The following is a 25,630-nucleotide window of genomic DNA, read 5'->3' on the forward strand; positions in this document are numbered from 1 at the left end:
AAAAGGATGTAATCACCGTGATTATTATGCAAGCCCAACAAGTCGGTCGTACCTTCGACGGCACCGATTTGTTTACGGGGATCAACCTCGAAGTGCAGACCGGCGCCCGCGTCGGCCTTGTTGGTCCCAACGGCATTGGCAAGACCACCTTGCTCGAGATCTTGGCGGGCATCAACCCGCCGGATTACGGCCAAGTCACCACCAGCAAGAACGTCTCCATCGGCTATCTTGCCCAGGATTCGGGACTGGATTCCAGTCGCACGATTTTTGCCGAGATGTTAACGATTTTCGAACCGCTGATCGCCATGGAAAAACGGATGCACGACCTGGAAGCGCAGATCGCAGATCCCGCCTTAGCCGCCGATAAAGATGCTTACGCGCAAGTCATGAGTCAATACGACCAGATCCAACACGACTTCCAAGCCCAAAACGGTTATGGCTATCAAGCCGAGATCCGCTCGGTGCTGCACGGCTTCCAGTTCGATGACAGCACCTACGACAAACCGATCGGCAACCTTAGCGGCGGCGAGCGCTCGCGCTTGGCCTTAGCTAAGCTACTATTGGAACACCATGACCTGATCATCTTAGACGAACCGACCAACCATCTGGATATCGACACCTTGTCCTGGCTGGAAGGCTACCTCAAGACTTACGACGGTGCGATCCTCACTGTGTCTCACGACCAGTACTTCCTCGACCACGTGATCACAGAACTTTACGAATTGACGCCAAGCAAATCGATCCACTACAAGACCAACTATACCGGCTACCTGAAGCAAAAAGCAGAAAACCAGGCCTTAGCCTGGAAAGCCTACGAGAAACAGCAAGAAGAGATCCACAAGTTGCAAGATTTTGTCGCCAAAAACATCGTGCGTGCCAGCTCTACCAAACAGGCGCAAGCACGACGCAAACAGCTGGAAAAAATGGACGTTCTTCAACGCCCTCAAGGCCGCGAAAAAACCGTCCACTTCCGTTTCACCCCTGAAACCATCAGTGGCAACGAGGTCTTGAAGGTCCACGATGCCACCGTCGGCTACGAACCCGCTGCCCCGATGGCCGGCCCGATCAACTTCAACGTCAACAAAGGCGACCGGATCGCGATCATCGGCCAAAACGGGGTCGGTAAATCGACCCTGCTGAAATCGATCCTTGGCCAGATCCCTTTTCTCAAAGGAAGCGCCGATTTCGGTACCAACGTCACCACCGGCTACTACGATCAGGATCAGCACCAATTGCACTGGAACAAATCGGTGCTCGCTGAAATCTGGGATGACCACCCGACCATGTCGGAAAAAGACGTCCGTGCCGCCTTGGCAGCCTTCTTGTTCGACGCCGACGACATCGCCAAAACCGTCGCTGATCTGTCCGGTGGCCAAAAGGCACGCTTGGAGCTGACCAAGTTGTCGCTGAAACACGACAACTTCTTGGTGTTAGATGAACCGACCAACCACCTCGACATCAATTCCAAAGAGGTGCTTGAAGAAGCGCTGGCTGATTTTGGCGGCACTGTGTTGTTCGTTTCCCATGACCGCTATTTCATCAACCAACTCGCCACCAGCATCGTCGAGATCGAACCCACCGGCGGTACCATGTTCCTTGGCAACTGGGATTACTACCAAGAAAAGCTCGCTGAAAAGCGTGCCGAACAAGCCGCCGCCCAGGCACAAGCAGAAGATCAGGCGCCAACACCAACGACTGCGGCGACGAATTATCAGCAATCTAAAGAACAACAACGCGCTCAGCGCAAGCTAGAACGTGAGGCCGCGAAGCTCGAAGAACAGATGGAGGACCTCGAAAAACAAGCCGCCGCCGTCCAAGAACAGATGGCCGCACCTGAAGTCTTGACCGACTACGTCAAGATGCAAGCTCTCCAAAGCCAACTCGATGACCTCAACGCCCAAAACCAAGCCGCCGAAGACGCTTGGGAACAAGCAGAATTGCAACTCGAAGAATTCGACTAAAAAAGCACTTAAAGCGACGATCATCTCGTCTGCTTTAAGTGCTTTTTACATCACACAGTCGTTGTCCGGCAACGTCAGTGTGGTTAGGTTGGCGGTTGGGATAGCGGTATAGGTCGGGTTTGGTGTGTTCCGGCCCTAGAGATGGCTGGAACGGTGCGAGGCGCTCGGAAGCTAACTCAGGCAAAGCCTGAGTGGATCTTCCTCGACGCCTTTGTTGTAAGCGGCAAGCCGCTAACAACAATGCCGCGCCTGAGCCATCTCGGGCCTCCACACACCAAACCCTGACGTTAGCGTCCGTCATCCCCAGAAGTGGCAATTTCTAAGAGAGTAGAAATGGATTAGTGGTGACCAACGAGTTGATCCGTTTGTCCATGACACCAAACTATCCTGATACGCAGAATCTAGGGTGTGGGTGAAAGTGACGGAAGCAGGTCAATCTGACGTGGTGAGATTGCTGTTAGCGACTTGTCGCTTACAGCAAGGCGCAGGTGGAGATCCACTTCGTCGCAGACGAAGTTAGCTCCGCCGAGCACCCTCTCCACGACAGATTGATCCTGCTGGAGTCGCTTTCGCCCACACCCGACAGTTTACTGGTCTTACCCAACACCCAATGCTTACGCTGCCGGACAGTGTCAGTCACATTTAGTCTGCCATTAGTTTCTGCAGCGTGTGGCCGACGCCGGCGTGATCGGAATTAGGCGCGACGGTGGCGGCTGCTTTTTTGACTGCAGGCAAGCCGTTGGCCATGGCCACGCCGTAGCCGACGCCTGAAAGCATCGCGAGGTCGTTTTCGTAATCGCCAAACGCCACGATGTCTGCAAGCGTTAATCCCCAATCGGCGACCAGTGCCGCCAAGCCGCTGCGTTTATCGACACCGGCATTGGCGATCTCCAAAAAGTTGGGCGACGCCCACACCATGGAAACGCCGGCGACGGCTTCGAGCTGTTCGCGCAAACCGGCCAACACCGCGTGATCAGGATGGTTGAAGCCGACTTTATACACTGCGTCTTGCCGCAACAAGCGCCGCATTGTGTTAGCAGTCGCAAACAGCCGGTTGCGGCCGCGACCGTGCCACAAAAACGCCGCCCGCCAGGCCAAGCCGTGCGTGACCTCATAGCGAAACACCCCCGAAGCGCGGTACAACATCATGTTGACTTTTGCAGACGTCGCCAACGCAAAAAGGCGCTCGATCAGCGCCGGCGCAACAGCTTCGGCAACGAGCACCTTGCCGGATTCGGCGACAACGTAAGCCCCGTTCAGGCAAACCTTGGCGCCGGAGACCCCGACTTTCGCTTGGACCTTGGCGATCGCCGGCGCCTGGCGGCCAGAAGCGACGACAAAATGCACGCCGGAAGCGACGGCCTGTCGCACCATCTGCTTATTCAACGCCGAAATCGTCATGCCATGATGCATGAAGGTACTGTCCAGATCCGTTGCGATCACCCGATATTTCATGGTTACCCTCGCGGAAAGTCTAGCCCAGGATCGGCGTTCAGCGTGGTGTCAGCAAAATGCTGATGTGCAAGCTCAACATGCGCCGCTGCGCCGACCATTGCGCCGTTGTCGCCACATAAGCGCAGCGGCGGTACGATCAGCGTCACGTCGGTGTTGGCCAAAGCGGCGGTAAGCGCCTCTCTCAGACCTTGGTTGGCGGCAACGCCACCGGCAACGACCAGCTGCTTGACCGGATGTGATGCCAAGGCGTGCAACGTTTTTTCAACCAACACATCGACCACCGCCGCCTGAAAACTGGCAGCGAGATCTTCACGGCTCAACGTCTCTCCGATTTGGTTGGCATGGTGGACGGTGTTGATGAACGCAGACTTCAGTCCCGAGAAACTGAAGTCCAAGTCGTCACTGTCGGCCATTGCCCGTGGAAAATGGAAGGTATCCTTCCCGAGATGGGCGAGACGATCGACTTCTTTGCCGGCGGGATACGAGATCTTCAACACCCGCCCGATCTTGTCGTAGGCTTCACCGGCGGCATCGTCGCGGGTGTCCCCGATGATCTTAAAGTCGCCTGCTGTCTGCATGTAAACCAGTTCGGTGTGACCGCCAGAAACGACCAAGGCCAACAGCGGATACTGCAGTGGCTGCACAAAGCGCGCGGCGTAAATATGGCCGGCCATGTGGTTGATCGGAATCAGTGGCAGGTGATGGGCGAAGGCGATGGTTTTGGCCGCCATCACGCCGATCAACAAAGCCCCAACAAGCCCAGGTCCGTATGTCACCGCGACGGCATCAAGCTCGTCGTAACTCACGCCGGCTTCTTTAAGGGCCATGTCGGTCACAACGGTGATCTGCTCGACATGGTGGCGGCTGGCAACTTCTGGGACCACGCCACCGAAACGCTTGTGCGAATTGATCTGGGTGGCGATGATGTTGCTCAAGATCTTGTCACCATCTTTGATGACTGCCACGCTGGTTTCGTCGCAGCTGCTTTCAAATGCTAGAATCAGTTCCGGTTGACTCAATGTTTGCTTACTCCTTTAATCTAAATCCCGCCACATGTCCATGGCATCATCGTGATTGGCGACGTAATACCCTTTTTTGATCCGTCCGTCTCGAAAGCCGAGCGAGTGGTATAACGCCTGGGCGATCGTGTTATCGGTGCGCACCTCCAGGGTCAACTGCTTGCTGCCAAAATCCAGCGCCTTGGCGAGCATCACCTGCATCAAAAAGCGCCCGATGCCTTGATGCTGCACGCTCGGATCTACCGCAATATTGGTGATATGCGCTTCTGCTCGGGAGAACCAACAGCCGACAAAAGCCGCCACTAACCCATCCGGCAACACCAAAACGAGATATAGGCTGCGTTGTTTCTTCCGTAATTCGGACAAAAACGCGACCCGATCCCAAGGCGTGTCGTTATATACCGCCCGCTCGATCGCCAAGGCGGCATCGATATCTTGATTACCCATCCGCCGCAAGGTATAGTCGCGCTCGGCGATCCGCACGCTTTGCGGCGGAAAAGTCAGTTGCTCTGGCGGTTCGTTTTCAAACCATTTTTTAAACTTTCTCAACATAAGGCTCATGTCCTTTATCATCGTGAGTCGCAAGCCAAGTACGTTCTGCTTCCGTCAATCGCAAGTAACGTGGGACAAAGTCAAACACCGACACCGGCTCTGCCTGCCGCCCGAGCAACGCCAAGCGGCTCGCACGCGGATACGCCGTCAACGGATCGGCCAGCTGCGCCTGCGCGCCAAGTGTGGCCTTGATCTCGTCTTCAAACTTCGAAACGTCGGTCCCAACAAACACCGCCGGCTGCCGCAACACCCGGACTTCTTCCAATAACTGGGCCAAGCTGATGTGCGCATCTTGGATCACGTTGATCAGCTGCCCGTCGACCCATTGATAACCGCCCGCAAAAACGTTTTTCCGCCGCGCATCCATCAGCGGCACGATCAACGCTTGGGTCCCGCTGACGCCTGCCGCCAGCGTCGCCAAACTGGAGATGCCAACTAATTCTTTGTTCAGCGTGTACGCCAACGTCTTGCCAGTCGTCACCGCGATGCGGATGCCGGTGTACGAACCCGGTCCGTCGGCGACCACGATCCGGTCTAGCGCTTCGGGTTTGAGGCCTGCCACGTCCAAAAGCCGTTGAATCGTCGGCAACAAATGTTCACTATGCGTTTTTTGATTGTGATTGATCGTCTCTTCAGCCAACAAGGTGGTGTCGTGCATCACCGCCACACTCATTGCCTGGTTCGACGTGTCCATTGCCAATAACTCCATGATTGCCTCCGTAAGTTTACTATCCGCTTATTATACCGCTTTTTCCCATATTAAAAAGGACCCCCGCAGGCGTCCTTTTTCGCGATTATAAGTGAGGGTGGATCTGAGCGACGGCTTTCAGGATCACGTAGCTGACCGCAATCTGAATCGGTAAGAGGATCGCGGATTTCAGTATCCGGATCCCGATGATGCCTTGCCAAGGCGTCCCCATCATGTTCAGCCACACTGTGTTTAAAACCACGTCCCCAATCAAGGTGACCAACACCACGGCGACGATCACGCGCCACAGACGCACGGGCTGTTTGTATAACCAGAAGCCGTAAATCAGCGCCGCGACGACGGCCGTCACGGTGAAGCCTGGAAAATCCAATCCCGGGCTGAAGATCAAGACGTTGATCTGATCACAAAACGTGGCGCCGATCGCCGCCAGCCACGGACCCAGATAATACGCCGCCAAAACCGTGGCAATGAATGCCGGGCCGATCCTGACAAAACTGTTGCCGAAGCTGAAGCGCTGTAAAACCAAACTCAACGCCATGAACAAGCCTAGGCTCACCGTTGACTTGGTGGTGAACTTGGCGGAAGACAAAGATAATGACTGCATGCTGACAATCTCCTTTTTGGAGGAGACGCCTAATCTCCGGCAAGTCAGCACGCAGACAACCGCTACGAGCCGCCTTGCGCAAGATCACAACTAGGCGAATGCGGGTCCGCCACCGCAGCAATGCTTTCGTCCAGTGTTCACATTCCGTTCCACTGGCACTTAACGCGGCAGACCCTACTCCTGTATTTTGTAGTACGCCAACAATCTTAACGCATACGATTAAAAAATCAACTCAAAAATAATTCGTCTTTGTCCAAACAATCACGATGTCTTGACTGGTATACCTTGCCACTATTAGTTAATAGTCGAATGTTAGCGTTTATCTATCGTAATGGTCAGTGCTTTTCTATTAACCATTACCCTTTTTAATCAATTTAAGATTAGAGAATGATTAATAAAATCAAGGAGAATTATTCACAACTTCCTATACGCTACCCGCATGTTTTTAACCTTGTGTCAGTATGATGTTTACCAGTAACCAAACTAGATTCATTCATCCCCGATCCCGGGGATTTCCCTTAAATAACACTTCCTCGTTGAAGTGTTTTTTTGTCTTCAGGAGGAACGCTAATGCCCCATATCCTTGCCTTACACACCGGCGGAACGATCGCGATGAGCCAAGACGCTCACGGCGCCGTTGCCCCAACAGAAGAAAATCCGCTACTGGCCCAACAAGCAGCCTTAGCCACCGACATCGACGTCGAAAGCGTCGACTTTTTTAATCTGCCGTCTCCGCACATCACCCCGACCCACATGCTGGCGTTGGCAAAGCGTATCCGCCAGGCAGAAGCCGACGGAATCGACGGCGTGGTCGTCACCCACGGCACAGACACCTTGGAAGAAACCGCTTATTTTCTCGACCTTACGCTGCCAAGCACCATTCCCGTCGTCGTCACCGGTGCCATGCGTTCCAGCAACGAAGACGGCGCTGACGGTGGTGTGAACTACCTCAACGCCATCCGCACCGCTGCCAGCCCGGCCGCGCGAGGCAAGGGCTGTTTGGTCGTCATGAACGACGAGATCCACACGGCGCGCTTTGTCACCAAAACGCACACGACCAATGTGGCGACCTTCCGCACCCCGACGTTTGGCCCGCTGGGGCTGATTACCAAACACGGCGTACGCTTTTTCCAAGAGCTGATCAACCAAGCGGCCTGCCCGATCTCGCAACTGGTCGACCATGTGTATTTGCTCAAAGCTTACGCCGGCATGGACAGCATCTTGTTTGACGCATTGCCCCGAGAAACCTCAGGCGTCGTCATCGAAGCGCTCGGTGCCGGCAATCTGCCACCGGAAGCCGTTCCCGGCGTCGCCCGGCTACTCGCCCGCGGCGTACCGGTCGTGCTCGTGTCACGCTGCTTCAACGGCATCGCAGAAGGCTTTTACGCATATCCTGGCGGCGGTGCTGAGCTTGCCGATCTCGGCGTGATCTTCTGCCAAGGCTTGAACGGCCAAAAGGCGCGCATCAAGCTGATCGTCGGGCTTTCAGCAGGCATGTCAAAGGAGACGCTTGCCCATTATGTCGACAATGCCATCAGCTAAGCTGAATCTCACGACCCTATTCCAACTCTTACAAGCCAACCTCGGCGCTTCGGGCTGGTGGCCTGCCGATTCGCCGACAGAGATCTTGGTGGGGGCCGTGCTGGTGCAAAACACCAACTGGACCAACGTCGACCGTTCGCTGACCAACCTGCGAAACACCACCGGCTTCGATCCGGCAACGCTGGCCGGCCTGGACGAAACCACCTGGCAGCCGCTGATCCGCCCCAGTGGGTTCTATCGCAACAAAAGCAAGGCCTTGTGGCATTTGTTTCATTGGCTTCAAACCAATCAATTCGATCTCACATCGCTGGGTACCCAGACCCCTGCGCAGCTACGCCGCCAGCTTTTGGCGCTTCCTGGGATCGGTGAGGAAACCGCTGACGCGATGCGCCTGTACGTCTTCAACCAGCCAACCTTCATCGCCGACCACTACGCCCGGCGCCTTTTCGGCTGGCTTAAGCAACCGTTCACCAGTTATCCCCAACTCGCCGCCCATACCCATACCGTCGATTCCTGGAACCTGCACGATGCCCAGGAATTCCACGGTTTGATCGATAACTTCGGCAAACTCGTCAAAACCCCAGAGACGTTCCAAACCAGTTTCTTGGCCAACCATGAACTTGAATTACCTCAACTGCACTAACGCTGTCCGGCAGCGTAAGCATTTGGGGTGTGGTAGACCGGTAAGCTGTCGAGTGCGGGCGAAAGTAACTCCAGCAGGCTTCAATCTGTCGTGGAGAGGGTGCTCGGCGGAGCTAACTTCGTCTGCGACGAAGTGGATCTCCACCTGCGCCTTGCTGTAAGCGACAAGTCGCTAACAGCAATCTCACCACGTCAGATTGACCTGCTTCCGTCACTTTCACCCACACCCTAGATTCTGTGTATCAGGATAGTTTAGTGTGCTGGTAAATCTAGCTCTTCACTATTCAGAATGCCGTACACGGAATCCATCAAACAATCATCTTCGAGGATTTGTAATCTGGACAGTAAATTGATTGGATGTTTGCATTTATCCGGATGTGAGTCCGGAAGGAGTAAGTGGGCTAGCGGCGCGAAGGCGGAAATGGCAGTATGCAGTGACAACACCAACGCCTGTGAGACAGCTTTGCTGGCTTACCGGTGTTGGCGTCGGCAATTTTGGAGACGCGAAGCGGCTTCAAAATTAGTTGTAAGACTGCGAAGCAGGCTGAAGACGGCCGCACAGCATACTGCCATTTCCGCCGTAGCATAGCTAGACCGCTTACTCCTGGAGGACGGCCAAAACACTTACGCTGCCGGACATTAATCACAAAGTTATCCCCACAAGGTGCAGTAATTGTGCACAAATTATCCCAACACAAACATTTTTCCACAGGTGGATAACGTTTATGAGGTTCAAATTATCCACCTGTGGACAACAAAAAGTCTTTCCGCGATTCATTATCGAATCGTAGAAAGACTTTTTGTTTGGCACAGATTCAGGCTAACACTGCTGTAGCAACATAGTAACACCCAGCCAAACCAATAAACACGTACACGACCTTGGTGATCGTGCGCACGTTCAGGCGGGTGACGATGCGGTTGGCGATTGCGGTGCCGATCAGCGTCCCGACCATTCCGATCACCACGAATTTGACATCCCCAACGTGCAACACTTGCGTCGCAAACCGCAGCGTCGTCACATACACGGTATCGATCAGAAAAAAAGTCTGGATGCTCGCCAGATACTCTTCCTTAGATTTCGCTAAGGTTAAAAAATACAACGCCATCAGCGGCCCGCCGATCCCAAACAAGCCGTTGAAAAAACCTGAGATCACCATGAAGCCAAGCGTCACAATAAAGGGAAACGGCTTACTTCCGGCCCCGTGGCTGACGGTAAAGTACACCGCCAAGCTGATCAACAAAGCCCCTAGCAACCCTTTTAACAGTTGCACCGGCAATACCTGGCCGAGATGTACCGACCATGTCGCCACGCTCGCATACACAAAAAACGGCCAAACCACCCGCTTCAGGTGAATAAACCGGCGATAACGCCAGACCAACGCGATTTCCGCGAGCACCATCGTCATCGTCGCGACCCCGGCACTTTGGCCGATGGGCAACATTGCCGGCAAGAAAATCATCAACATGATGCCAGATCCGAAGCCGGTAACGCCTTGAACGAGGCTGGCCAGTATCGCCGCCAGCAGCATCAACGCGATCCAACTCATGGGCGCTTTTGCCACGTAAGTTCAGCTTCGGCATTCATCACCCCGTCAGTCACGATCTGATGGCGGCTGATCAAACCGTCGATCTGTGCTTGCGCATGGGGCGTACTGCCATAAGTCACCTCGCGGGCATATTTGATCCGCATCTTAGTTAGCACATGTTGGCGCAAGAAGTCTGCCCCCAGGCTGTCTTCCATCCATTCAAAATAATGAACGTTGTTGACATGACCGTTGGCATCAATGTCAAAATATCTGACCCGATAAGGCACATCAACATCGACGCGTGTCAGCTTGCCCAGCCGTTCAAAGCGGCGGACATGCGAATCAAAAGGCGCCCCCACGCGTTCGACCAGCTCGGGAATGATCGGCACCAGCTTGCGCGATTCAAGATCCATCATCACCCAGGCGCCGTGCATTGTCGCCAAGCGTTCGCCTGACTCGTCGTTGAGCCAATAATCACGATAGGTCATCAACTTATTGTAGCTGACCGCTTCGGTGCCCAGCGTGATCGGGGTTTCAATTTTTGGCATCTGTTTGATGTCCAGCTCGTATTGCGTAATCACCCAGCCCACGCCACGTCCAAGCACCTGGTGCATCCCGGCACCGGCTTTTTCGAGTTGATGCTCAGACCCTGCCAACAACACATTCACCAGCGTTGCCAGCGAGACGGTGTTTTGTTGGGAGGCCAGGAAAAACGGGATCTGATAAGGTTCTTCGTAAATCATTCCTCGCCCTCCAAACCGTGATAAACGTTATAGACCGCCTGTCGTCGCAACCCATTGGCCTTGGCAACTTCACGAATCGCGACGTTAGGCTTCTCGCCAGCATCGATGCGCGTTTGGACCTGTTCTGCCAGCGGCACATCAGAGGCCATCGGGGCCACCGGTTCAGCCCCGGCGACCATCACGACAAACTCACCGCGGGCAGACTCGGCCGCCCAAGTTGCCAGCTCTGACAGACTGCCACGGATGAACTCTTCGTGAAGCTTGGTTAGCTCGCGCGCCAACACCGCCTGCCGGTCGCCAAAAATCTGGCCGATCGTCGTCAGCGTTTTGGCCAGGCGATACGGCGATTCATAAAAGATCACCGTTTGTTCCTGCGTCGCCAGCTGCTTCAGCGCCGCACGCTGCAGGCTCGGCTTGCGCGGCAAAAAGCCATAAAACATAAACGGCTGCGGCGCCAGCCCCGACGCAATCAAAGCCGTCGTCGCCGCGTTGGCCCCGGGCAGTGGCACGACCGGCAAGTTAGCTTGCACAGCCGCGGCCACCAGCTCCTTGCCAGGATCAGAAATCGAGGGCATCCCCGCGTCAGAAACCTGCGCGATACTCTGTCCGGCAACAAGTTTGGCCACAAGTTCTGGGATCCGCTGCTGCGTGTTGTGCTCGTGAAACGAGATCTGCTTGGTCGTGATTTCAAAATGATTCAGCAGCTTCTGCGTGTTGCGGGTGTCTTCTGCCGCGATCAGGTCCACCTGGCGCAGCGTTTCGACCGCCCGCACGGTCATGTCATCGAGATTACCGATCGGTGTCGGCACCAGGTACAGCGTCCCGGTGTCGTGTGTTTCAAAACTGTGTTGATTCTGCATTAATGCTCCCCGTAGATAATGTCTAAACAAAAGGCACACGGTTCGTTATCGATCCGCCGTTGGCCATACATATATGGGCAAACGTGAAATCCTTCTTCATAAAGGTTCTCCAGGTTCAGCTTGGACTTGGAGAGTTCCACGGCGCCACTAGATTTGTGATCCGCATTCTCTTGGAGCTCTTGAAGATGCTCCCGCAGATGCCGATTTTCGATTTCCAGCTCTGCATTGTTCTCCACGATCGCCGCCATTTGCGCCTTTAACGCCGCAATTTTGGTCAGCATCGCTTGGGTTTCTTGCTCGAGCTGCACGAATCCATCATAGAGTTCTTTTTTCTCCATGTGCTCCCCTTCTTACCGAATATTAGATAGTCTCAGTGTACCGATAATTCACGACCGTCGCAAGCAGGCAAAATGGTAAGCACGCCTCGAATCGGTGCGGTGTCACTGATTTAAATCGCACGCTCGGTCGAAACTTGGCGCGTCATCTTTTCAAAACTGCCAAGCCAGCCCCCTAGCAAAACCAGCAATACCCACGGCAACCACGCCACCGCCACCCAGGTCGTGACCAGCCCAAACAGCGGTGGCATCACCGTCGATCCGGTATAAGCGGCCGCCATCTGCACCCCGATCACCGCCTGAGAATGCTCGGTTCCAAAACTCATTGGGGTGCTGTGAATGATCGCCGGATAAATCGGTGCGCACCCGAACCCAACCAGCATCAACCCGGCCAGCGCCAACGTGCTGGCACCTGGCCACAACATCAAGACCAACCCCAGACCCACCAAGCCACTACCACCACGGATCAAGTTGTGGTCGCCGAGATGGTCGGCCACGATCCCAGAGACGAGCCGGCCACCCGTGATTCCCAAATAATATAGCGATGCAAACATCGCGGCTTTAGCCGGTGCCACGCCGCGGGCACTATGTAAATATGTCGCCGCCCACAATCCCATCATCGACTCGAAACCACAATACGACGCAAACGCCATCATCACCATCGGGACCCCACGCAGGCGCACCGTTTTTGCAAGCGATAGCGGCCGCGATGCGCGCACGGTTATTGCAGCTGGCTGCTTCGGCCAGTAATTGAGCGTCGCCAACAAGATCACGACGATCCCCATTTGAATGCCGCCGACAATGCGATAGCCGCCTGTCCAGTTCAGCTGGTGGGTCAAGGCCGCACTCATAATGAACGGACTGATCGACGCGCCGATCCCCCAACAACAATGCAACCAGTTCATTGCTCGCGATGAATAATGCACGGCGGCAAAATTATTCAACGCCGCATCGACCGAACCCGCCCCTAAGCCATAAGGCACCGCCCATAAACACAACACCCAAAAAGTCGGCGACCAGGAAAATCCGAGCAGTGCCACCGCCGTTATGAAGACACTCAACAACGTGACCCGCCCAACACCCAGCTTATGCGTCAGCCGGTCAGAAACCAGGCTCGAGACGATCGTACTCCCGGCGATCAGCGTCGACACGATCCCAGCCGCACCGCGCGGCACCCCTAACGCGACGTGCATCACCGGCCACCCTGATCCCAACAACGAATCCGGTAACCCTAAACTGATAAAAGCCAAATAGATCAACGCCATCAACAAACCACTCATCACGCACCCACCTTTTCTTCGTCCATTATACCAAGGCGGGTAGAAATCGTTTTCGTCGGCTTGCACAAAAATAGCCGTGCAGTTTTACACGGCTAACAGTTTCAAGATGAGTTGTTCGCTGGCAGACTGAAACGTCACATTCTGTCGCAACTTCACCTGTGCGTCTAAGATCGCCGCCAGACTGGCGACTAATGCCTTGGTGGAAAGTTGGGCCAGTTGCGTGACCACCGGTTCGTTGATGAATGCCGGATCAGTTGGCACGTGAAAATGCTGATTCATCGCGTCTTCATAAAGCAATGCCAGTAGCGCCAACACCTGGGTCTGCTCGGCCAAACCGGTGGCCTTAGGCATGATGCTGGCCTGGATCGCGACAAACGCGGTGGCGTCATGCGTCGAAACTTGTGTCGCCAGCCGCACCACTCGGGTCACACGCGCTTGGAAATCCTCATCGGCCACCAACGTCTGTGCTTCTTGCACATCAGCCGTCAGGTGCGCGGCCAAGGCCGCGGCCTTGGGTTCGACGCCACCGGCTTCGATCTGCTCTCGGATCGAAGCACGCGGCGGCGTCGGAAAATTAATGATCTGCGCGCGCGACAGGATCGTTGGCAGGAGCTGATTTTTAGCGGTCGTCGTCAAGATGATCACCGCCCCTGGCACCGGCTCTTCGTAGAATTTAAGTAGCGAGTTGGCCGCACCGGGCGTCATTTTCTCAGCTTGTTCGATAACGAAAACCCGCTTGCCGCCTTCGACACCAGACTTGGACAGTTCCGCCTTGAGCGCGCGCACATCATCGACCTTGAGGCTGCGGGCATCGGTCGCCAACCGCACGACATCCGGATGGTTATGCGACAAGATCCGCTGGCATTCTGCACACTCACCGCAAGGCCGGCCGTCTTGGACATTTTGGCAGAAAAGCCGCAACGCGATCCATTCGGCCAGCTGGGCTTTACCGGTGCCACTCAAACCGTTGAAAACATACGCCTGCCCCAACCGATCCCCGGCGATCAGCGCCGCGAACTGCCGGACTAAGCTGGGCTGAAGCGTTTCGATCGTCAGCATCAGAAGTGGTGGAAGGACTCAACCGGCATCACAAACACGGTGGCGCCACCGACTTGCACCTCGATCGGGTAGGCCATCGCAGAATCGCTAGTTGCATCCAGATTGACCGGCGGCGTCATGAACTGCTCACGGGTCTGCGAGGTGTCTTTGATGATCTTCAAGACCTCATCGACCCGCTCGTCTTCGATCCCGATGATGAACGTCGTGTTACCAGCCTTCAAGAACCCACCGGTCGTCGACAGCTTCGTCGCCCGGATGTTGTTATCGATGAACTCGCTGCTCAACAAGTTGCTGTCTTTGTCTTGCACGATCGCCATAATTAATTTCATGGTTAGTCCTCCTTGGTTTGCCAGTCGTGTCCAAGTTGCTCCTGAATTAATGCGAGACTCTCTGCGACCACCGTTGCCATCGGCTGGGTGGCATCGATCGTTTTGATGCGCTCAGGCTCTTTTTGCGCCAAGCGCAGGTACGCCGCGCGCACCCGTTCATGGAAATCAAGCTGCTCCTGATCGAGTCGATCGTATTGCGTCGCCTGCCGGTGCTGCTTGATCCGTGCCAAGCCGACCGCCGAAGGCACATCGAGATACACCGTCAACACCGGCTGCACGCCTGCCGTGGCAAACCCATTCATCGCCAAAACTGCGTCTTCGCCGATCTGGCGGCCGGCGCCTTGATACGCCACGGAAGAATCGACGAAGCGATCACACACGACGACTTGACCGGCGGCCAGCGCCGGTAAAATCGTTTCGACGAGGTGTTGGCGGCGGCTGGCCGCGTACAACAGCGCCTCTGTGCGGGCATCCATCTCGACGTTGGCCGGATCCAGGATCAACTTGCGGATGTGTTCGGAGATCCGAGCCCCGCCAGGTTCACGGGTCAAAATCACGGGACGCTTGCTGTGTGTCTGAAGTTGCGGCAACAACGCCTGCAAGACACTCGTTTTCCCAGCCCCATCCGGCCCTTCGAATGTGATGAATGTTCCTTCCACGATCTGCCCCTTTTCCTCTACAACCCTAATTTTACGCTGGTTCTCAGTCCAAATGCCAAAAAGTGCGCGGTCACCCGCGCCTTCACCTAGTGACTAGTCTGGTGGATCCGTTCAGCCACCATCTCTTGCACCAAGTCGCCTGAAACCGCGCGTTCGCGTGCCTCACGATATAAGAAATCAAACAAACCTTCTTGCAACAACAGCCGCGAGCGCGATAGCTCGTCGACTTCGCGAAACGTCGCTAACAAAGCCCGCTCACGCGCCATCTGGTCACGGACGCGATACACCGTCGCCATCAGCTCACGATCGGCCTCGGTTTTCAACTGCGGTTTCTTCTTGAAAAACATGCCTTGCCTCCAAGCTAGATCTCAGTGCGTCCTTCAACAGCCTTCAACAACGTCATTTCATCGGCGTATTCGATGTCACTGCCCACCGCCAAGCCATGTGCCAAGCGGGTGACCTTGATTTTCGCCGGCTTGATCAGTCGGGCGAGGTACTGGGCCGTCGCTTCACCTTCTGGCGTCGCGTTGGTCGCCACGATCACTTCTTGGACCTCTGGATTATCTTGCAGACGCTTGATCAGGCTTTCGATGTTCAAGTCTTCCGGCCCGCGTCCTTCGATCGGACTCAAGACCCCGTGCAAGACGTGATACAGGCCATGATACTCGTTGGTGCGATCGATCGACATCACGTCTTTGGGCTGTTCGACCACCAGAATCGTTTTTTGATCCCGGGTCGGATCCGAGCAGATCTCGCAAGGATCGGTGTCGGTGATATTGCCACACACCGTGCAATAGTGCAGCTGCGTTTTGGCGGCCATCAGACTCTTGGCAAACCCTTCAACGTCGTCTTTGTCCATATCAATGGTATAAAAAGCTAGCCGCGTTGCGGTTTTGCCGCCGATCCCCGGTAACTTCATATAACTATCGATCAGTTTTTCAATCGGTGCTGGATACTGCATGTTCGACCTCTTCACCTATTGGCGACTGGATTACATCCCCAAGCCGCGCGAGTACTTGCCCATCTTCTGTTGTGTCTGCTGGTCGATGTCTGCCATCGCCGCGTTCACCGCTTCGATCACCAGGTCTTGCAACATATCAGGATCGTCTGGATCGATCGCTTCTGGCTTGATCTGGATGTCTTTGAGCTTCTTATCACCGGTGAACGTTACGGTCACCATGTCGCTGGCAGATTTCGCCGTGAACTCGGTTGCGTTGAGTTCTTCTTGGTCAGCAACCATTTGCTTTTGCATTTTTTGCATCTTCTGCATCATGCCTTGCATATTACCCATGCCACCACGCATCATATCTGTGTTCCTCCTCACGCCAATCGGCGTTTGCTCAGTCGTTTGTCACATTAATATTAGGTTCTTCACCGAAAAGGTCGGTGATCGTTTTGACCACCGGCGGCGTGTTTGGCGCCTGCGCTTGTGCGTGTGGCGCGCCGTTTTCCGCCAGATAGGCTTTCCGCAATTTAGGCCAAGCCGCGGACTGGACCAACACGATCTCCGGTTGCTTACCGGTCAGCCGTTGGAGCCCTGATTTCAGCTCTGCCATCAACGCGGCATCGTTTTCTGCCCGCTCGACTAGGATATCATAATCGAAGCTGACAATCACGCCGTCGGGGCTTGCCGCCACCGGCTCGGAAACCTTCATCATCGCCCGCTTCGTCATCGACAACATGCTCAACAGATCCGGCCAAACGTCTTTCAAGGCGTCGAGATCTTTGCGTGTCGCCGCCCCTAAGATCGGATAGATCTTAGCCTTGTTTGGCTGGGCACCGTTGCGCTTGCGTTGCAACTTAGGTTTGGGTTTAGCCGGTGCCGTCCCTCCGGCCTGAAGCTGGCTGACGGTTTGTTGAAGCGCCGCCAATCGTTCCTGAAGCGCCGTTACCGTCGCCGATTCTGGCGCGGCAGGGGTCGATACAGGTGTCGCAACGGCCGCTTGTTGCGTCTCCGCTAACCGCACGGTCGCCACTTCCAAGTAGATCGCCGGATGATTGGTCAGCCGCAACTGGCCTGAGGTTTCGTTGAGCACCGTGATCATCTTGGTCAACTGTGCCGCTGAAAAGGCCTGAGCCAGCGGCTTGAACCGCTCATCCACCAGTTCTGTTTCGGTGGCATCTAGCAACGCCGGGGCCTGCTGGAAAACCAATAAATCGCGGCAGTAGCCGATCAGGTCTTCGATCAGCCGCCCGGCATCCTTGCCTGCCGCCAACAGCTGCTCGACGGTCGTTAAGGCCTTGGCGACATCGCGTTCCTGCACGGCTTGCAAATACTCGCCTAGCTGCGCGGCGGCAACGCCGCCGGTCACGTCCAGGGCGTTTTCGACCGTCACATGGTTTTGGCCGAACGACAAGACCTGGTCGAGGATCGATAACGCATCCCGCATGCCACCTTCTGCGGCATTGGCGATCACCGCCAGCGCCCGCTCATCATAGGTGATGTTCTTGTCTGCCAGCACCGTCTGCAGGCGGCCGACGATGTCTTCCGGCGTGATCCGGCGAAAATCAAACCGCTGCGTGCGGCTGATGATGGTTGCCGGGATCTTCTGCGGCTCTGTCGTCGCAAGGATAAACACCACATGAGCAGGCGGCTCTTCCAGCGTTTTGAGCAAGGCATTGAAGGCGCCTGTCGACAGCATGTGGACTTCATCGATGATATAGACTTTCACCCGCGCTTGAGTTGGGGCGTATTTGGCCTTGTCTCTGATGTCGCGGATCTCGTCAACGCCGTTGTTGCTGGCCGCATCGATCTCGATCACATCGGTCAGCGAACCGGCTGTGATCGCCTGGCACAAATCACAGGTGTTGTCAGGCTCGCCATCTTGCAGATGCCGGCAGTTCAGCGCCTTGGCCAAAATCTTGGCGACAGAAGTTTTCCCGGTGCCGCGAGGGCCACAAAACAAATACGCATGGCTGGTTTGGCCGGTGATCAAGGCGTTTTTAAGGGTCTGGGTCACTGCGTTTTGGCCGATCACATCCGCGAAGGTCTGTGGCCGCCACACGCGATACAAAGCTTGATAACTCACCTGACTCATCCTTTCTCATAGGGTCAATTCTACCATGGAATCTGTTGGGCGTACCATTGAAAAAGGCCACCGAATTCGGTGACCTGTTAATTAACTAAAAAAACTTAAGGCACATGACGAACAGTCCTTAGTGCTGCTTCCTTCCGGACCTGACACGATTCGAAAAGCCACCATTGCCTCAAGGCCTTACGGCAAGATATATTATAACGCATCCGCTGACGCTTGACTAGCCCTGCGACGCGCCAATTTGGCCGCCTTCCGCCGGGCTCGGATGCCACGGAAAAATTGTTGCAGCAATGCCGCCGCCTCTTTTTCGTGCACGCCAGACACCACCGCCACCTGATGGTTGAACCGGGTATCGGTCAGCAGGTTCCCGAGGCTGCCTGCAACGCCGGCTTTGGGATCGAACGCGCCAAAATAGCAGGTGCGAATCCGACTATTGATCATCGCGCCTGCACACATCGGACACGGTTCCAGCGTCACGTACAGATCACAATCTTCAAGCCGCCATGACCCCACCGTCATGCAGGCCTCTTGGATCGCTAGGATCTCGGCGTGCAAGGTACTGTCTTGGCTGTGCTCGCGCAGGTTGTGTCCGCGACCGACGATGCGATCGTTGTGCACGACGACTGCCCCGATTGGGACCTCCCCGATCCTGGCCGCGTCTTTTGCCTCTTGCAAGGCCGCTAACATATAATCCGCCATCGAATTCCCCCATTCCACCGGATGCCAAACGTGCTACACTTAACGTAAGCGTTTCATTTCAAAGGAGGGCACCATGCCATTGTTAACTGTGCTCGAACAATATTTTACAGTGTATCACACCCCGCCTTTTCCCGCAGGCGCGCTCACCCTGGTCGTCGACGGCCAACAGATCGCCGTCGCCGGCGACCTGACGCCTCGCGAAAAGGCGCTGTTGATGGCGCTGGCGCCGCAGCCGACCAGCCGCAATCCTTGGGCGCGCTTTTTAACCGGCGACGGCCCGATACCCACCCAAGGTGACGTCAGGATGATCCAGTTTCTCACCACCACGGCACCGGAGCAACCTCAGCTCTGGTTGGAAGCCCTGATCAGCCTTTTCGACGCCCCGGTGACCGGCTTTTGGCTGGCGCCCACCCAAGCGGTCATTGTTGAACCCCAGTCTGCCACGCCCCTGACGGATGTGGAACTCCTCAGCATGTTGAACACGCTGGACAACGACTTCGATACCAAAACGCAGGCCTACTGTGGCCAGTTCTGGCCGGCGTCCACCCAGTTGCCCGCCATTTTCCAAGAAGAACAACATCTCGCCAAGGCCGCCGACACGCGCTGTGCCAATCTCGCGACGGCGGCGCTGGGGTTTTACACCCGTTCTGCGCGGGCGCATTCACCGCTATTGACCGCGTTGCGCGCCGCCATCAATCAAGACCCGGAGATGCGTCCTGTGATCGCCAGCCTTTATGAGCACCTGGGCAACCTCACCGCCACCGCCAAAGCGTTGTACATCCACCGCAACACCTTGCAATACCGGCTGGACAAGTTTCAACAAGCCACCGGGTTTTCTTTGCGGCAGATGGACGACCTCGTGTTGTGTGCGCTGGTTATTCAAGACAACTAGGCTTTCTGCGCACGCAGAATATAATAGCCCTTGTCTTTTTTGACGATCTCGGCGTTGCCAAACGTCTCCGCCATCAACTTCTTCGCCGACGGAGCGCCTTGCTTCTTCTGCAAAACGGCGTACAACTGGCCGCCGGCGTTGAGGTGTTCGAAGGCCCCGCGCAAGATGCCACTGACGATCGGCTTGCCTGCACGAACCGGCGGGTTGGTGACGATCGTGTCGAAGGTGCCGTCGATGTTGTCATAAACCGACGATTCTATCACCGTCGCATTGGTGACGCCGTTAGCTTCAGCGTTGCGTCGCGCCAGGGCCAATGCCCGTTCGTTCACATCAGACATCGTGACTTGCAGCTTGGGAGCGGCTTTGGCAAGGCTCAGGCCAATCGGACCCCAGCCACAACCAACATCGAGCAGTGTCCCTTGAGGCGCCGCGTCAAAAACTGTCGCGATCAGCACGCGGCTGCCATAATCGACGGTGTGTTTGGAGAACACGCCGTTGTCTGACGTGAAGTGCAGATTGTTGCCCGCCAAGGTGAAATCAAAACTGTGCTCGTCATGGGCTAAGTCTGGATCATTGGTAAAGTATTGATTCATTGTTTTCTCCTCGTAAAAAAGGCGGAACGCCTAAGCGTTCCGCCTTTTTTGCCTTACCGAGAATTACTTCAAGGTAACGGTTGCGCCAACGGCTTCAAGTTGTTCCTTGAGCTTGTTAGCTTCGTCTTCGTTAACGTCTTCCTTGATCGTGGAAGGTGCCTTGTCAACAAGACCCTTAGCATCTTTCAAGCCAAGGCCAGTGATGGTACGAACTTCCTTGATAACCTTAACTTTTTCTTGGCCAACTTCGGAAAGTTCAACGGTGAAGGAATCCTTAGCAGCGGCAGCACCGTCGCCAGCAGCACCGGCAGCAGCAACAGGAGCAGCTGCGGTAACACCGAATTCTTCTTCAATTGCCTTAACTAATTCGTTCAGTTCAAGGATAGAAGCTTCTTTGATCTGATCGATGATCGCTTGTGTATCTAAAGCCATGATTGTTTCCTCCAATTTTTGGGTTTTATGCAGCTAGGCTGCGTGAATTATGCGGCTGGTTCGTCGTCCTTGCTTTCGGCAACGGCCTTGACGGCGTATGCCACGTTGCGAACAGGGGCTTGAAGGACAGACAACAGCATGGAAAGCATGCCGTCGCGATCTGGCAACTTGGCCAGTTCTAAGATCTGATCAAGTGTTGCGACCTTGCCTTCGATGAAGCCACCCTTGATTTCAAGTGCGTCGAACTGGTCGGCGTACTTAGCCATGATGCGGGCAGCAGCTACGGCGTCTTCGTCAGAGAAGGCGATAGCGGTAGGGCCCTTGAAGATATCATCGAGGCCTTCATAGCCCGAGATGTCTGCAGCACGACGCAGGTAGGTGTTCTTGAGAACTTCCATCTTGACACCGGCGTCACGCAGTTCCTTACGGAGTGCGGTCACCTCGTCAACGGTCAAGCCACGGTAGTTCACAACAACAGCGCTGGTTGCGGCCTCGAACTGCTTGACGATCTTGTCAACAGCTTCGGCCTTTTTTGCGATAATTGCTTCACTCATTTGATTCACCTCCTACAGTTTGGTTGAAGTTTTTAAGTATAAAAAAACTCCATGTCTACCAAGACATAGAGGTATCTAACGTTCCCGATACCACCTCGGCAGGAAATTAAGGCTTGCGCCACCTGAGTCTTAGGCAGAGTGAATTAACACAAGGAGTATCGTATCATTCGGGGTCAAAGACGTCAACTGTTTTTTTCAGTTGGGATCGCATCGAGGATCGTCAGCACGGTTATCGTCGTGACAATGATCTGCGTCGCATGCCAATCTTGCGTCAGGGCATGGACAAGCGGCCCCGAGATCGCGGCAAACCACAACCCACCAGCCAAGGCCCGCAGCCATTGACGTTGCTTCGACAGCTGAGGGGTTGCGACCTGATCGAGTGCCAAGCGCTTGATCCTCAGCGTGTAGCTCTCCCACACCAGCACCAAAAAAGCCAACCACGCCCAGTCCCAGCCCTGCATTGGCTTAACCGCGATTAACCGTGCGCCCACCAACACCCACAACCCGACCATCACGATGATGGCGGTGATCCCCAACCCTTCATCAGCCGCAAATTCGGCTCGTTGATCAGGCACCTCGATGCGAAACACCAACCAGTATAATGCGCGCTTCATCGCCTCGCCTCCTCACCTTAAGTATATGAGCAGGCGCCATTTTACCCTAATTTTTTGACCACGCAAACGGTCTGACATATCAACGCCCGTGGACCCATGAATCTGGGGCCAAGAACCCCGAACGCTTGACTCGCAAAGCGAAGCTGATTGCCATCGCCACCGCCCTTGCGAGCAACAAAAAAGCCACCACCGAGAAAATTCTCGATGGTGGCTTCGCCTTAATCAAAGATTAGAAGGCTTGGATGTCGACATGCACACCAGGGCCAAAGGTCGAGGTGAGTGTCAGGCTCTTGATATATTGCCCCTTGGTCGATGCAGGACGCGCCTTGGTAATCACGTCGTTCATGGCCTTGAAGTTTTCAACAAGCTTGCCTTCGTCGAAGGAAACCTTGCCGATCGGTGCGTGCACGATACCAGCCTTGTCAGCACGGTAAGCCACTTGACCTGCCTTGATATCGTTGACCGCTTTGGTGACATCCATGGTCACGGTACCGGTCTTTGGGTTAGGCATCAAGCCCTTAGGACCAAGGACACGGCCGAGACGACCAACCTTAGCCATCATCGGTGGCGTTGCCACAGCAACGTCAAAGTCCAACCAGCCGTCTTGGATCTTTTGAACCAAGTCGTCGCCGCCGACAAAGTCAGCGCCGGCTTCTTCAGCCTGCTTAGCCTGAGGGCCTTCAGCGAAGACGATCACGGTTTGGCTACGGCCAGTCCCGTTAGGAAGCACAACGGCCCCACGGATCTGTTGGTCAGCTTGCTTTACGTCAATGTTTAAGTTGTAAGCAACTTCAACAGTTGCGTCAAACTTGGCGAAGTCGATTTCCTTAACCAGAGCTACCGCTTCTTCAGGGGTGTAAGCCTTGGTTGCGTCAACTTTCTTCGTCGCTTCAAGATACTTCTTTGCTTTTTTAGCCATTTTGGGAATTTTCCTCCTTGCAAATGTGGTCAGCGGGCCTATGCCCTTCCACTTGATTCACTCGGCTTTCGCCGGGGATCCGGACGACTCTTAGCCTTCGACTTCGAAGCCCATGGAACGAGCTGTCCCTTCAACCATGCGCATAGCAGCTTCTACGTCTGCTGCGTTAAGGTCTTGCATCTTCGTTTCAGCGATTTGACGAACTTGATCCTTGGTCACTTTAGCAACCTTCTTGGTGTTTGGTTCGCCAGAACCGTGTTCAACGCCAGCGGCTTTCTTAAGCAAGATAGCAGCCGGAGGGGTCTTGGTAACGAAGTCGAAGGAACGATCTTCGTACACGGTGATCACAACAGGGATAATCATACCGGCCTGGTCTGCAGTCCGTGCATTGAAATCCTTGGTGAAGCCCATGATGTTGATCCCGGCCTGCCCTAAAGCAGGACCTACCGGAGGAGCTGGAGTTGCCTTCCCCGCAGGAATCTGGAGTTTAACGATGTTTGCTACTTTTTTAGCCACGAAACATAACCTCCTTAAGTCCGTGATGTGGTGATGATGGCCAAGCTTATTTTGGCCTCCCACGCGTATGTCAAAACATACCAGAATAGGTTAGCACGCCCAGCCGCCTTTTGCAAGCCTAATTCCCGTCGTCGCCTCTCGCTGAAGTGGCAAAGGTGCCGGCTGCCATGCGGCTAACTTGTGTTGGCAAATCCCAAGATGATACGCTGGAATTAGAGAAAGGAGGTGATAACATGCGCCTGATCACCAAAATCATCCTCGCGATCGTCGCCGTGATCGGCATCATCGAAGCCCTTGTTGTTGCCGCATTCTGGTGGCCGATCCCCTGGATCCGGCTTGGCCTGTTGCGCTATGCGCCTGTCAGCCGCGTCGGGATCTTGACGCTTGCCGGCATCGTGTTTGCCGCCAGCCTCATCTTGTTGCTCGTCGCCTTGTTGCGGCGGACGCGCCAACCAAAACTCAGTGTTGAACGCGACCGCGGCCGTGTCAGCGTCTCCCAACAAGCGGTAGAAAACGCCGTCGCTCGCGCGGTCAAAACCGAGCACAACGTCAAAGACGTTGACGTCCAGGTCGCCTTGCATCAGCGCGACGGTGCCCGCGCCAAAATCACTGCCGACCCGCGCCAACCCGCCGACCTCGTCGCATTAGCCAAGGCGATCGAAACCACCGCCCGGCAACAACTCACCAACGTGCTGGGCGTGCCGGCCAAGCACGTTGCGGTGACACTACGCCCAACTTAATAGAAAGGAGAAACCGATGACCAACGGCAAAACAGGCATCTTCGCGGGGCTTTTGATCGCCGCAGCCGCCTTACAATGGGGCATTTTTGGCCTCTTCATCCTCGCGCTGGCCGCCTTTGCAGGTTACTTGATCGAGCGCTGGTTGTGGCCGCAACGCGAATCACTGTGGGCGTGGCTGCGCGCCGGCAAACGACCTTGGAGTAAGGAGGAATGATCCCTGTGACTGATATCACAACGATGAAAGCAAACAGCCACCTGACTTTTGACGACCACGTCCTAGAGAAAATCGCCGGCATCTGTGCGCGCGACGTCGACGGCTTGTTGGAAATGGACGGCAACGTCATCGACAGCCTCACCGAAACCCTCGGCAAAGACGCCAGCATCACCAAAGGCATCAGCGCAGAAGTCGATGAACACGTTGTCACCATCGACATGAACGCGATCGTCGCCTACAACACCGACACCCAAGCCTTGTTCGACGCCCTTTGCGATCGTATCTACCAGGCAGTGACGCACATGACCGGCCTGGAGTTGACCGCCTTGAACCTGCATGTCCAAGACGTCTTGACCCGCAAAGAATGGAAAAACCAAAGCAAAGCCAAATAAGTCGCGTCGCTTCATCTCTGACCCTGCAGGCACAGCCTGCCCACGCCAAAGGAGGACCTCATGACCAACAACGATCAAAAAAAACCGACAGAAACCTTAACGGCTCACGACCAAATGCACCAAGGCCCGAACCCTCACGACATGTCGCATCAAGAAGACCCGCAAGCCCATGACGCCCCACAACACGAGCTGCACTTCGATGACAGCGTCATCGCCAAGATCGTCGCGTTGACAGTCAAAGACATCTCTGGGCTTTATCAGCTGGAAGGCAACATGATCGCCAACGTCACCGACAAACTCCGCAAGACCCCCGACCCGACCAAAGGCGTCGATGTCGACGTCGACGACGACAAGCGCGTGAACGTGAACTTAGACGCGACGCTGCACTACGGTGAACCGGCGCCGGAAATCTTCGATCAGGTCACTGAAGAAGTCACCAAGCGCGTCCACGAGCTGACCGGCTTGAACGTCGAAAAAATCGAGATGACGGTCAAAGACATGCTCACCGAAGACGAAATCGCCGCATTAGAAACCAACACCACCCAAACGGATGAAGACGACAAAGAACTCGAGCCTGCCCGTTAACGTCAAAATGCTACCTCCCGGTGATTGGGGAGGTAGCATTTTTGGGTCTACACTTTCTGGTGTTGGAGAAATCCAACGCCGAGAGTGTAGGCCCTTTTTAAAATGACAAATTAAAAGGACACCTACAAAGCTACCCATGCTATGCTCTAAGCGTCGAAACCAAAAGCTAG

The 25,630-nt window shown here is 55.1% G+C and carries 32 protein-coding genes, 1 other RNA gene, 1 riboswitch and 1 other annotated feature; of the genes, 8 read left to right on the plus strand and 25 right to left on the minus strand.

What is annotated here, in order from left to right; translation table 11 throughout:
* Window positions 1–17 precede the first annotated feature (17 nt).
* Window positions 18–1,961, plus strand: coding sequence for an ABC-F family ATP-binding cassette domain-containing protein (locus ACYVRB_RS06865; RefSeq protein ID WP_461214373.1), 1,944 nt, complete (start codon window positions 18–20; stop codon window positions 1,959–1,961).
* A 642-nt stretch (window positions 1,962–2,603) separates the two neighbouring features.
* On the opposite strand, the gene ACYVRB_RS06870 is transcribed toward ACYVRB_RS06865, so the two are convergent.
* The 5 genes from ACYVRB_RS06870 to ACYVRB_RS06890 form a co-directional block, all read right to left on the minus strand.
* The gene (locus tag ACYVRB_RS06870; protein ID WP_461214374.1) at window positions 2,604–3,416 is read right to left on the minus strand and encodes an HAD family hydrolase; all 813 of its coding nucleotides are present in this window, start codon (window positions 3,414–3,416) and stop codon (window positions 2,604–2,606) included.
* 2 nt (window positions 3,417–3,418) lie between these two features.
* A complete protein-coding gene (gene tsaD, locus ACYVRB_RS06875; RefSeq protein ID WP_461214375.1) occupies window positions 3,419–4,435 on the minus strand; it encodes a tRNA (adenosine(37)-N6)-threonylcarbamoyltransferase complex transferase subunit TsaD in 1,017 nt (338 codons plus the stop codon).
* 15 nt (window positions 4,436–4,450) lie between these two features.
* Complete coding sequence (gene rimI / locus ACYVRB_RS06880; protein WP_461214377.1) at window positions 4,451–4,987, minus strand: ribosomal protein S18-alanine N-acetyltransferase; 537 nt, start codon at window positions 4,985–4,987, stop codon at window positions 4,451–4,453.
* On the minus strand, window positions 4,971–5,696 hold the full coding sequence (gene tsaB, locus ACYVRB_RS06885) for a tRNA (adenosine(37)-N6)-threonylcarbamoyltransferase complex dimerization subunit type 1 TsaB (RefSeq protein ID WP_461214379.1): 726 nt from the start codon (window positions 5,694–5,696) through the stop codon (window positions 4,971–4,973). Before tsaB ends, rimI begins: the two co-directional genes overlap by 17 nt.
* A gap of 85 nt (window positions 5,697–5,781) precedes the next feature.
* On the minus strand, window positions 5,782–6,300 hold the full coding sequence (locus ACYVRB_RS06890) for a folate family ECF transporter S component (RefSeq protein WP_461214381.1): 519 nt from the start codon (window positions 6,298–6,300) through the stop codon (window positions 5,782–5,784).
* Between the two features lie 89 nt (window positions 6,301–6,389).
* A riboswitch (THF riboswitch) is annotated at window positions 6,390–6,484 on the minus strand.
* A gap of 386 nt (window positions 6,485–6,870) precedes the next feature.
* On the opposite strand from ACYVRB_RS06890, the gene ACYVRB_RS06895 reads away from it, so the two are divergent.
* Both ACYVRB_RS06895 and ACYVRB_RS06900 read left to right on the plus strand, forming a co-directional pair.
* Entirely contained in the window at window positions 6,871–7,842 is a 972-nt protein-coding gene (locus ACYVRB_RS06895; protein ID WP_461214383.1) for an asparaginase, read from the plus strand.
* The gene (locus ACYVRB_RS06900) at window positions 7,820–8,485 is read left to right on the plus strand and encodes a deoxyribonuclease I (protein WP_461214384.1); all 666 of its coding nucleotides are present in this window, start codon (window positions 7,820–7,822) and stop codon (window positions 8,483–8,485) included. Before ACYVRB_RS06895 ends, ACYVRB_RS06900 begins: the two co-directional genes overlap by 23 nt.
* Before the next feature lie 814 nt (window positions 8,486–9,299).
* On the opposite strand, the gene ACYVRB_RS06905 is transcribed toward ACYVRB_RS06900, so the two are convergent.
* The 14 genes from ACYVRB_RS06905 to tadA all read right to left on the minus strand — a co-directional run bounded on the left by ACYVRB_RS06905 (window position 9,300) and on the right by tadA (window position 19,009).
* Window positions 9,300–10,031 (minus strand): TSUP family transporter, encoded by a 732-nt coding sequence (locus ACYVRB_RS06905; RefSeq protein ID WP_461214385.1) that lies wholly within the window; start codon window positions 10,029–10,031, stop codon window positions 9,300–9,302.
* Entirely contained in the window at window positions 10,028–10,753 is a 726-nt protein-coding gene (locus ACYVRB_RS06910; RefSeq protein ID WP_461214386.1) for an acyl-[acyl-carrier-protein] thioesterase, read from the minus strand. The genes ACYVRB_RS06905 and ACYVRB_RS06910 overlap by 4 nt, the downstream gene beginning before the upstream one ends.
* Window positions 10,750–11,613: a 16S rRNA (cytidine(1402)-2'-O)-methyltransferase gene (gene rsmI / locus ACYVRB_RS06915; RefSeq protein WP_461214388.1), complete on the minus strand. Its 864-nt coding sequence runs from the start codon at window positions 11,611–11,613 to the stop codon at window positions 10,750–10,752. The genes ACYVRB_RS06910 and rsmI overlap by 4 nt, the downstream gene beginning before the upstream one ends.
* The gene (locus tag ACYVRB_RS06920) at window positions 11,613–11,951 is read right to left on the minus strand and encodes a DNA replication initiation control protein YabA (RefSeq protein ID WP_461214389.1); all 339 of its coding nucleotides are present in this window, start codon (window positions 11,949–11,951) and stop codon (window positions 11,613–11,615) included. Before ACYVRB_RS06920 ends, rsmI begins: the two co-directional genes overlap by 1 nt.
* A 110-nt stretch (window positions 11,952–12,061) precedes the next feature.
* Window positions 12,062–13,228 (minus strand): MFS transporter, encoded by a 1,167-nt coding sequence (locus ACYVRB_RS06925; RefSeq protein ID WP_461214391.1) that lies wholly within the window; start codon window positions 13,226–13,228, stop codon window positions 12,062–12,064.
* An 84-nt stretch (window positions 13,229–13,312) separates the two neighbouring features.
* Window positions 13,313–14,287: a DNA polymerase III subunit delta' gene (gene holB, locus ACYVRB_RS06930; RefSeq protein WP_461214392.1), complete on the minus strand. Its 975-nt coding sequence runs from the start codon at window positions 14,285–14,287 to the stop codon at window positions 13,313–13,315.
* Entirely contained in the window at window positions 14,287–14,616 is a 330-nt protein-coding gene (locus tag ACYVRB_RS06935; RefSeq protein WP_461214394.1) for a cyclic-di-AMP receptor, read from the minus strand. The genes holB and ACYVRB_RS06935 overlap by 1 nt, the downstream gene beginning before the upstream one ends.
* Window positions 14,617–14,618: 2 nt before the next feature.
* A complete protein-coding gene (tmk, locus tag ACYVRB_RS06940) occupies window positions 14,619–15,275 on the minus strand; it encodes a dTMP kinase (RefSeq protein ID WP_461214395.1) in 657 nt (218 codons plus the stop codon).
* A gap of 86 nt (window positions 15,276–15,361) precedes the next feature.
* Entirely contained in the window at window positions 15,362–15,622 is a 261-nt protein-coding gene (locus ACYVRB_RS06945; RefSeq protein WP_461214396.1) for a YaaL family protein, read from the minus strand.
* Window positions 15,623–15,636: 14 nt separating this feature from the next.
* Window positions 15,637–16,236, minus strand: coding sequence for a recombination mediator RecR (gene recR / locus ACYVRB_RS06950; RefSeq protein WP_461214397.1), 600 nt, complete (start codon window positions 16,234–16,236; stop codon window positions 15,637–15,639).
* A gap of 30 nt (window positions 16,237–16,266) precedes the next feature.
* Window positions 16,267–16,566 (minus strand): YbaB/EbfC family nucleoid-associated protein, encoded by a 300-nt coding sequence (locus ACYVRB_RS06955; RefSeq protein WP_461214416.1) that lies wholly within the window; start codon window positions 16,564–16,566, stop codon window positions 16,267–16,269.
* Between the two features lie 49 nt (window positions 16,567–16,615).
* Window positions 16,616–18,304, minus strand: a complete 1,689-nt coding sequence (gene dnaX, locus ACYVRB_RS06960) for a DNA polymerase III subunit gamma/tau (protein ID WP_461214399.1) — start codon at window positions 18,302–18,304, stop codon at window positions 16,616–16,618.
* A 93-nt stretch (window positions 18,305–18,397) separates the two neighbouring features.
* An RNA gene (gene ffs / locus ACYVRB_RS06965) (signal recognition particle sRNA small type) lies at window positions 18,398–18,495 on the minus strand.
* A gap of 10 nt (window positions 18,496–18,505) precedes the next feature.
* Window positions 18,506–19,009 (minus strand): tRNA adenosine(34) deaminase TadA, encoded by a 504-nt coding sequence (gene tadA, locus ACYVRB_RS06970; protein ID WP_461214400.1) that lies wholly within the window; start codon window positions 19,007–19,009, stop codon window positions 18,506–18,508.
* A 73-nt stretch (window positions 19,010–19,082) separates the two neighbouring features.
* On the opposite strand from tadA, the gene ACYVRB_RS06975 reads away from it, so the two are divergent.
* A complete protein-coding gene (locus ACYVRB_RS06975; protein WP_461214401.1) occupies window positions 19,083–19,901 on the plus strand; it encodes a helix-turn-helix domain-containing protein in 819 nt (272 codons plus the stop codon).
* Here the strand turns inward: ACYVRB_RS06975 and ACYVRB_RS06980 are convergent.
* From ACYVRB_RS06980 to rplK, 6 genes are all read right to left on the minus strand, one after another.
* Window positions 19,898–20,494, minus strand: coding sequence for a class I SAM-dependent methyltransferase (locus ACYVRB_RS06980; RefSeq protein ID WP_461214402.1), 597 nt, complete (start codon window positions 20,492–20,494; stop codon window positions 19,898–19,900). The genes ACYVRB_RS06975 and ACYVRB_RS06980 overlap by 4 nt on opposite strands.
* Window positions 20,495–20,557: 63 nt before the next feature.
* Window positions 20,558–20,926, minus strand: coding sequence for a 50S ribosomal protein L7/L12 (rplL, locus tag ACYVRB_RS06985; protein WP_461214404.1), 369 nt, complete (start codon window positions 20,924–20,926; stop codon window positions 20,558–20,560).
* 47 nt (window positions 20,927–20,973) lie between these two features.
* The gene (gene rplJ / locus ACYVRB_RS06990) at window positions 20,974–21,480 is read right to left on the minus strand and encodes a 50S ribosomal protein L10 (protein ID WP_461214405.1); all 507 of its coding nucleotides are present in this window, start codon (window positions 21,478–21,480) and stop codon (window positions 20,974–20,976) included.
* Between the two features lie 32 nt (window positions 21,481–21,512).
* Window positions 21,513–21,632 (minus strand) — a sequence feature (ribosomal protein L10 leader region).
* 30 nt (window positions 21,633–21,662) lie between these two features.
* Window positions 21,663–22,094, minus strand: coding sequence for a hypothetical protein (locus tag ACYVRB_RS06995; protein WP_461214406.1), 432 nt, complete (start codon window positions 22,092–22,094; stop codon window positions 21,663–21,665).
* Window positions 22,095–22,323: 229 nt separating this feature from the next.
* On the minus strand, window positions 22,324–23,013 hold the full coding sequence (gene rplA / locus ACYVRB_RS07000) for a 50S ribosomal protein L1 (protein WP_461214408.1): 690 nt from the start codon (window positions 23,011–23,013) through the stop codon (window positions 22,324–22,326).
* Window positions 23,014–23,103: 90 nt separating this feature from the next.
* A complete protein-coding gene (rplK, locus tag ACYVRB_RS07005; RefSeq protein ID WP_056952019.1) occupies window positions 23,104–23,529 on the minus strand; it encodes a 50S ribosomal protein L11 in 426 nt (141 codons plus the stop codon).
* A 233-nt stretch (window positions 23,530–23,762) separates the two neighbouring features.
* On the opposite strand from rplK, the gene amaP reads away from it, so the two are divergent.
* From amaP to ACYVRB_RS07025, 4 genes are read left to right on the plus strand one after another with little or no spacing between them, the layout of a single operon-like run.
* Window positions 23,763–24,269 carry an alkaline shock response membrane anchor protein AmaP gene (gene amaP / locus ACYVRB_RS07010; RefSeq protein ID WP_461214409.1) on the plus strand — a complete coding sequence of 169 codons (507 nt, stop codon included), beginning with the start codon at window positions 23,763–23,765 and terminating at the stop codon, window positions 24,267–24,269.
* A 16-nt stretch (window positions 24,270–24,285) separates the two neighbouring features.
* Window positions 24,286–24,483 carry a hypothetical protein gene (locus tag ACYVRB_RS07015; RefSeq protein ID WP_461214410.1) on the plus strand — a complete coding sequence of 66 codons (198 nt, stop codon included), beginning with the start codon at window positions 24,286–24,288 and terminating at the stop codon, window positions 24,481–24,483.
* The gene (locus ACYVRB_RS07020) at window positions 24,480–24,875 is read left to right on the plus strand and encodes an Asp23/Gls24 family envelope stress response protein (protein ID WP_461214411.1); all 396 of its coding nucleotides are present in this window, start codon (window positions 24,480–24,482) and stop codon (window positions 24,873–24,875) included. Before ACYVRB_RS07015 ends, ACYVRB_RS07020 begins: the two co-directional genes overlap by 4 nt.
* Before the next feature lie 60 nt (window positions 24,876–24,935).
* Complete coding sequence (locus ACYVRB_RS07025) at window positions 24,936–25,460, plus strand: Asp23/Gls24 family envelope stress response protein (protein ID WP_461214412.1); 525 nt, start codon at window positions 24,936–24,938, stop codon at window positions 25,458–25,460.
* Window positions 25,461–25,630 lie beyond the last annotated feature (170 nt).

The organism is Lacticaseibacillus boliensis (assembly GCF_054784775.1).

Excerpts from the sequence above, each read along its gene's own strand:
- ACYVRB_RS06870 (WP_461214374.1), bottom strand. The coding sequence starts at position 3,416 with ATGAAATATCGGGTGATCGCAACGGATCTGGACAGTACCTTCATGCAT.
- rimI (WP_461214377.1), bottom strand. The coding sequence starts at position 4,987 with ATGTTGAGAAAGTTTAAAAAATGGTTTGAAAACGAACCGCCAGAGCAA.
- tsaB (WP_461214379.1), bottom strand. The coding sequence starts at position 5,696 with ATGGAGTTATTGGCAATGGACACGTCGAACCAGGCAATGAGTGTGGCG.
- ACYVRB_RS06890 (WP_461214381.1), bottom strand. The coding sequence starts at position 6,300 with ATGCAGTCATTATCTTTGTCTTCCGCCAAGTTCACCACCAAGTCAACG.
- ACYVRB_RS06895 (WP_461214383.1), top strand. The coding sequence starts at position 6,871 with ATGCCCCATATCCTTGCCTTACACACCGGCGGAACGATCGCGATGAGC.
- ACYVRB_RS06900 (WP_461214384.1), top strand. The coding sequence starts at position 7,820 with ATGTCGACAATGCCATCAGCTAAGCTGAATCTCACGACCCTATTCCAA.
- ACYVRB_RS06905 (WP_461214385.1), bottom strand. The coding sequence starts at position 10,031 with ATGAGTTGGATCGCGTTGATGCTGCTGGCGGCGATACTGGCCAGCCTC.
- ACYVRB_RS06910 (WP_461214386.1), bottom strand. The coding sequence starts at position 10,753 with ATGATTTACGAAGAACCTTATCAGATCCCGTTTTTCCTGGCCTCCCAA.
- rsmI (WP_461214388.1), bottom strand. The coding sequence starts at position 11,613 with ATGCAGAATCAACACAGTTTTGAAACACACGACACCGGGACGCTGTAC.
- ACYVRB_RS06920 (WP_461214389.1), bottom strand. The coding sequence starts at position 11,951 with ATGGAGAAAAAAGAACTCTATGATGGATTCGTGCAGCTCGAGCAAGAA.
- ACYVRB_RS06925 (WP_461214391.1), bottom strand. The coding sequence starts at position 13,228 with ATGAGTGGTTTGTTGATGGCGTTGATCTATTTGGCTTTTATCAGTTTA.
- holB (WP_461214392.1), bottom strand. The coding sequence starts at position 14,287 with ATGCTGACGATCGAAACGCTTCAGCCCAGCTTAGTCCGGCAGTTCGCG.
- ACYVRB_RS06935 (WP_461214394.1), bottom strand. The coding sequence starts at position 14,616 with ATGAAATTAATTATGGCGATCGTGCAAGACAAAGACAGCAACTTGTTG.
- ACYVRB_RS06945 (WP_461214396.1), bottom strand. The coding sequence starts at position 15,622 with ATGTTTTTCAAGAAGAAACCGCAGTTGAAAACCGAGGCCGATCGTGAG.
- recR (WP_461214397.1), bottom strand. The coding sequence starts at position 16,236 with ATGCAGTATCCAGCACCGATTGAAAAACTGATCGATAGTTATATGAAG.
- ACYVRB_RS06955 (WP_461214416.1), bottom strand. The coding sequence starts at position 16,566 with ATGGGTAATATGCAAGGCATGATGCAGAAGATGCAAAAAATGCAAAAG.
- tadA (WP_461214400.1), bottom strand. The coding sequence starts at position 19,009 with ATGGCGGATTATATGTTAGCGGCCTTGCAAGAGGCAAAAGACGCGGCC.
- ACYVRB_RS06975 (WP_461214401.1), top strand. The coding sequence starts at position 19,083 with ATGCCATTGTTAACTGTGCTCGAACAATATTTTACAGTGTATCACACC.
- ACYVRB_RS06980 (WP_461214402.1), bottom strand. The coding sequence starts at position 20,494 with ATGAATCAATACTTTACCAATGATCCAGACTTAGCCCATGACGAGCAC.
- rplL (WP_461214404.1), bottom strand. The coding sequence starts at position 20,926 with ATGGCTTTAGATACACAAGCGATCATCGATCAGATCAAAGAAGCTTCT.
- rplJ (WP_461214405.1), bottom strand. The coding sequence starts at position 21,480 with ATGAGTGAAGCAATTATCGCAAAAAAGGCCGAAGCTGTTGACAAGATC.
- ACYVRB_RS06995 (WP_461214406.1), bottom strand. The coding sequence starts at position 22,094 with ATGAAGCGCGCATTATACTGGTTGGTGTTTCGCATCGAGGTGCCTGAT.
- rplA (WP_461214408.1), bottom strand. The coding sequence starts at position 23,013 with ATGGCTAAAAAAGCAAAGAAGTATCTTGAAGCGACGAAGAAAGTTGAC.
- amaP (WP_461214409.1), top strand. The coding sequence starts at position 23,763 with ATGCGCCTGATCACCAAAATCATCCTCGCGATCGTCGCCGTGATCGGC.
- ACYVRB_RS07015 (WP_461214410.1), top strand. The coding sequence starts at position 24,286 with ATGACCAACGGCAAAACAGGCATCTTCGCGGGGCTTTTGATCGCCGCA.
- ACYVRB_RS07020 (WP_461214411.1), top strand. The coding sequence starts at position 24,480 with ATGATCCCTGTGACTGATATCACAACGATGAAAGCAAACAGCCACCTG.
- ACYVRB_RS07025 (WP_461214412.1), top strand. The coding sequence starts at position 24,936 with ATGACCAACAACGATCAAAAAAAACCGACAGAAACCTTAACGGCTCAC.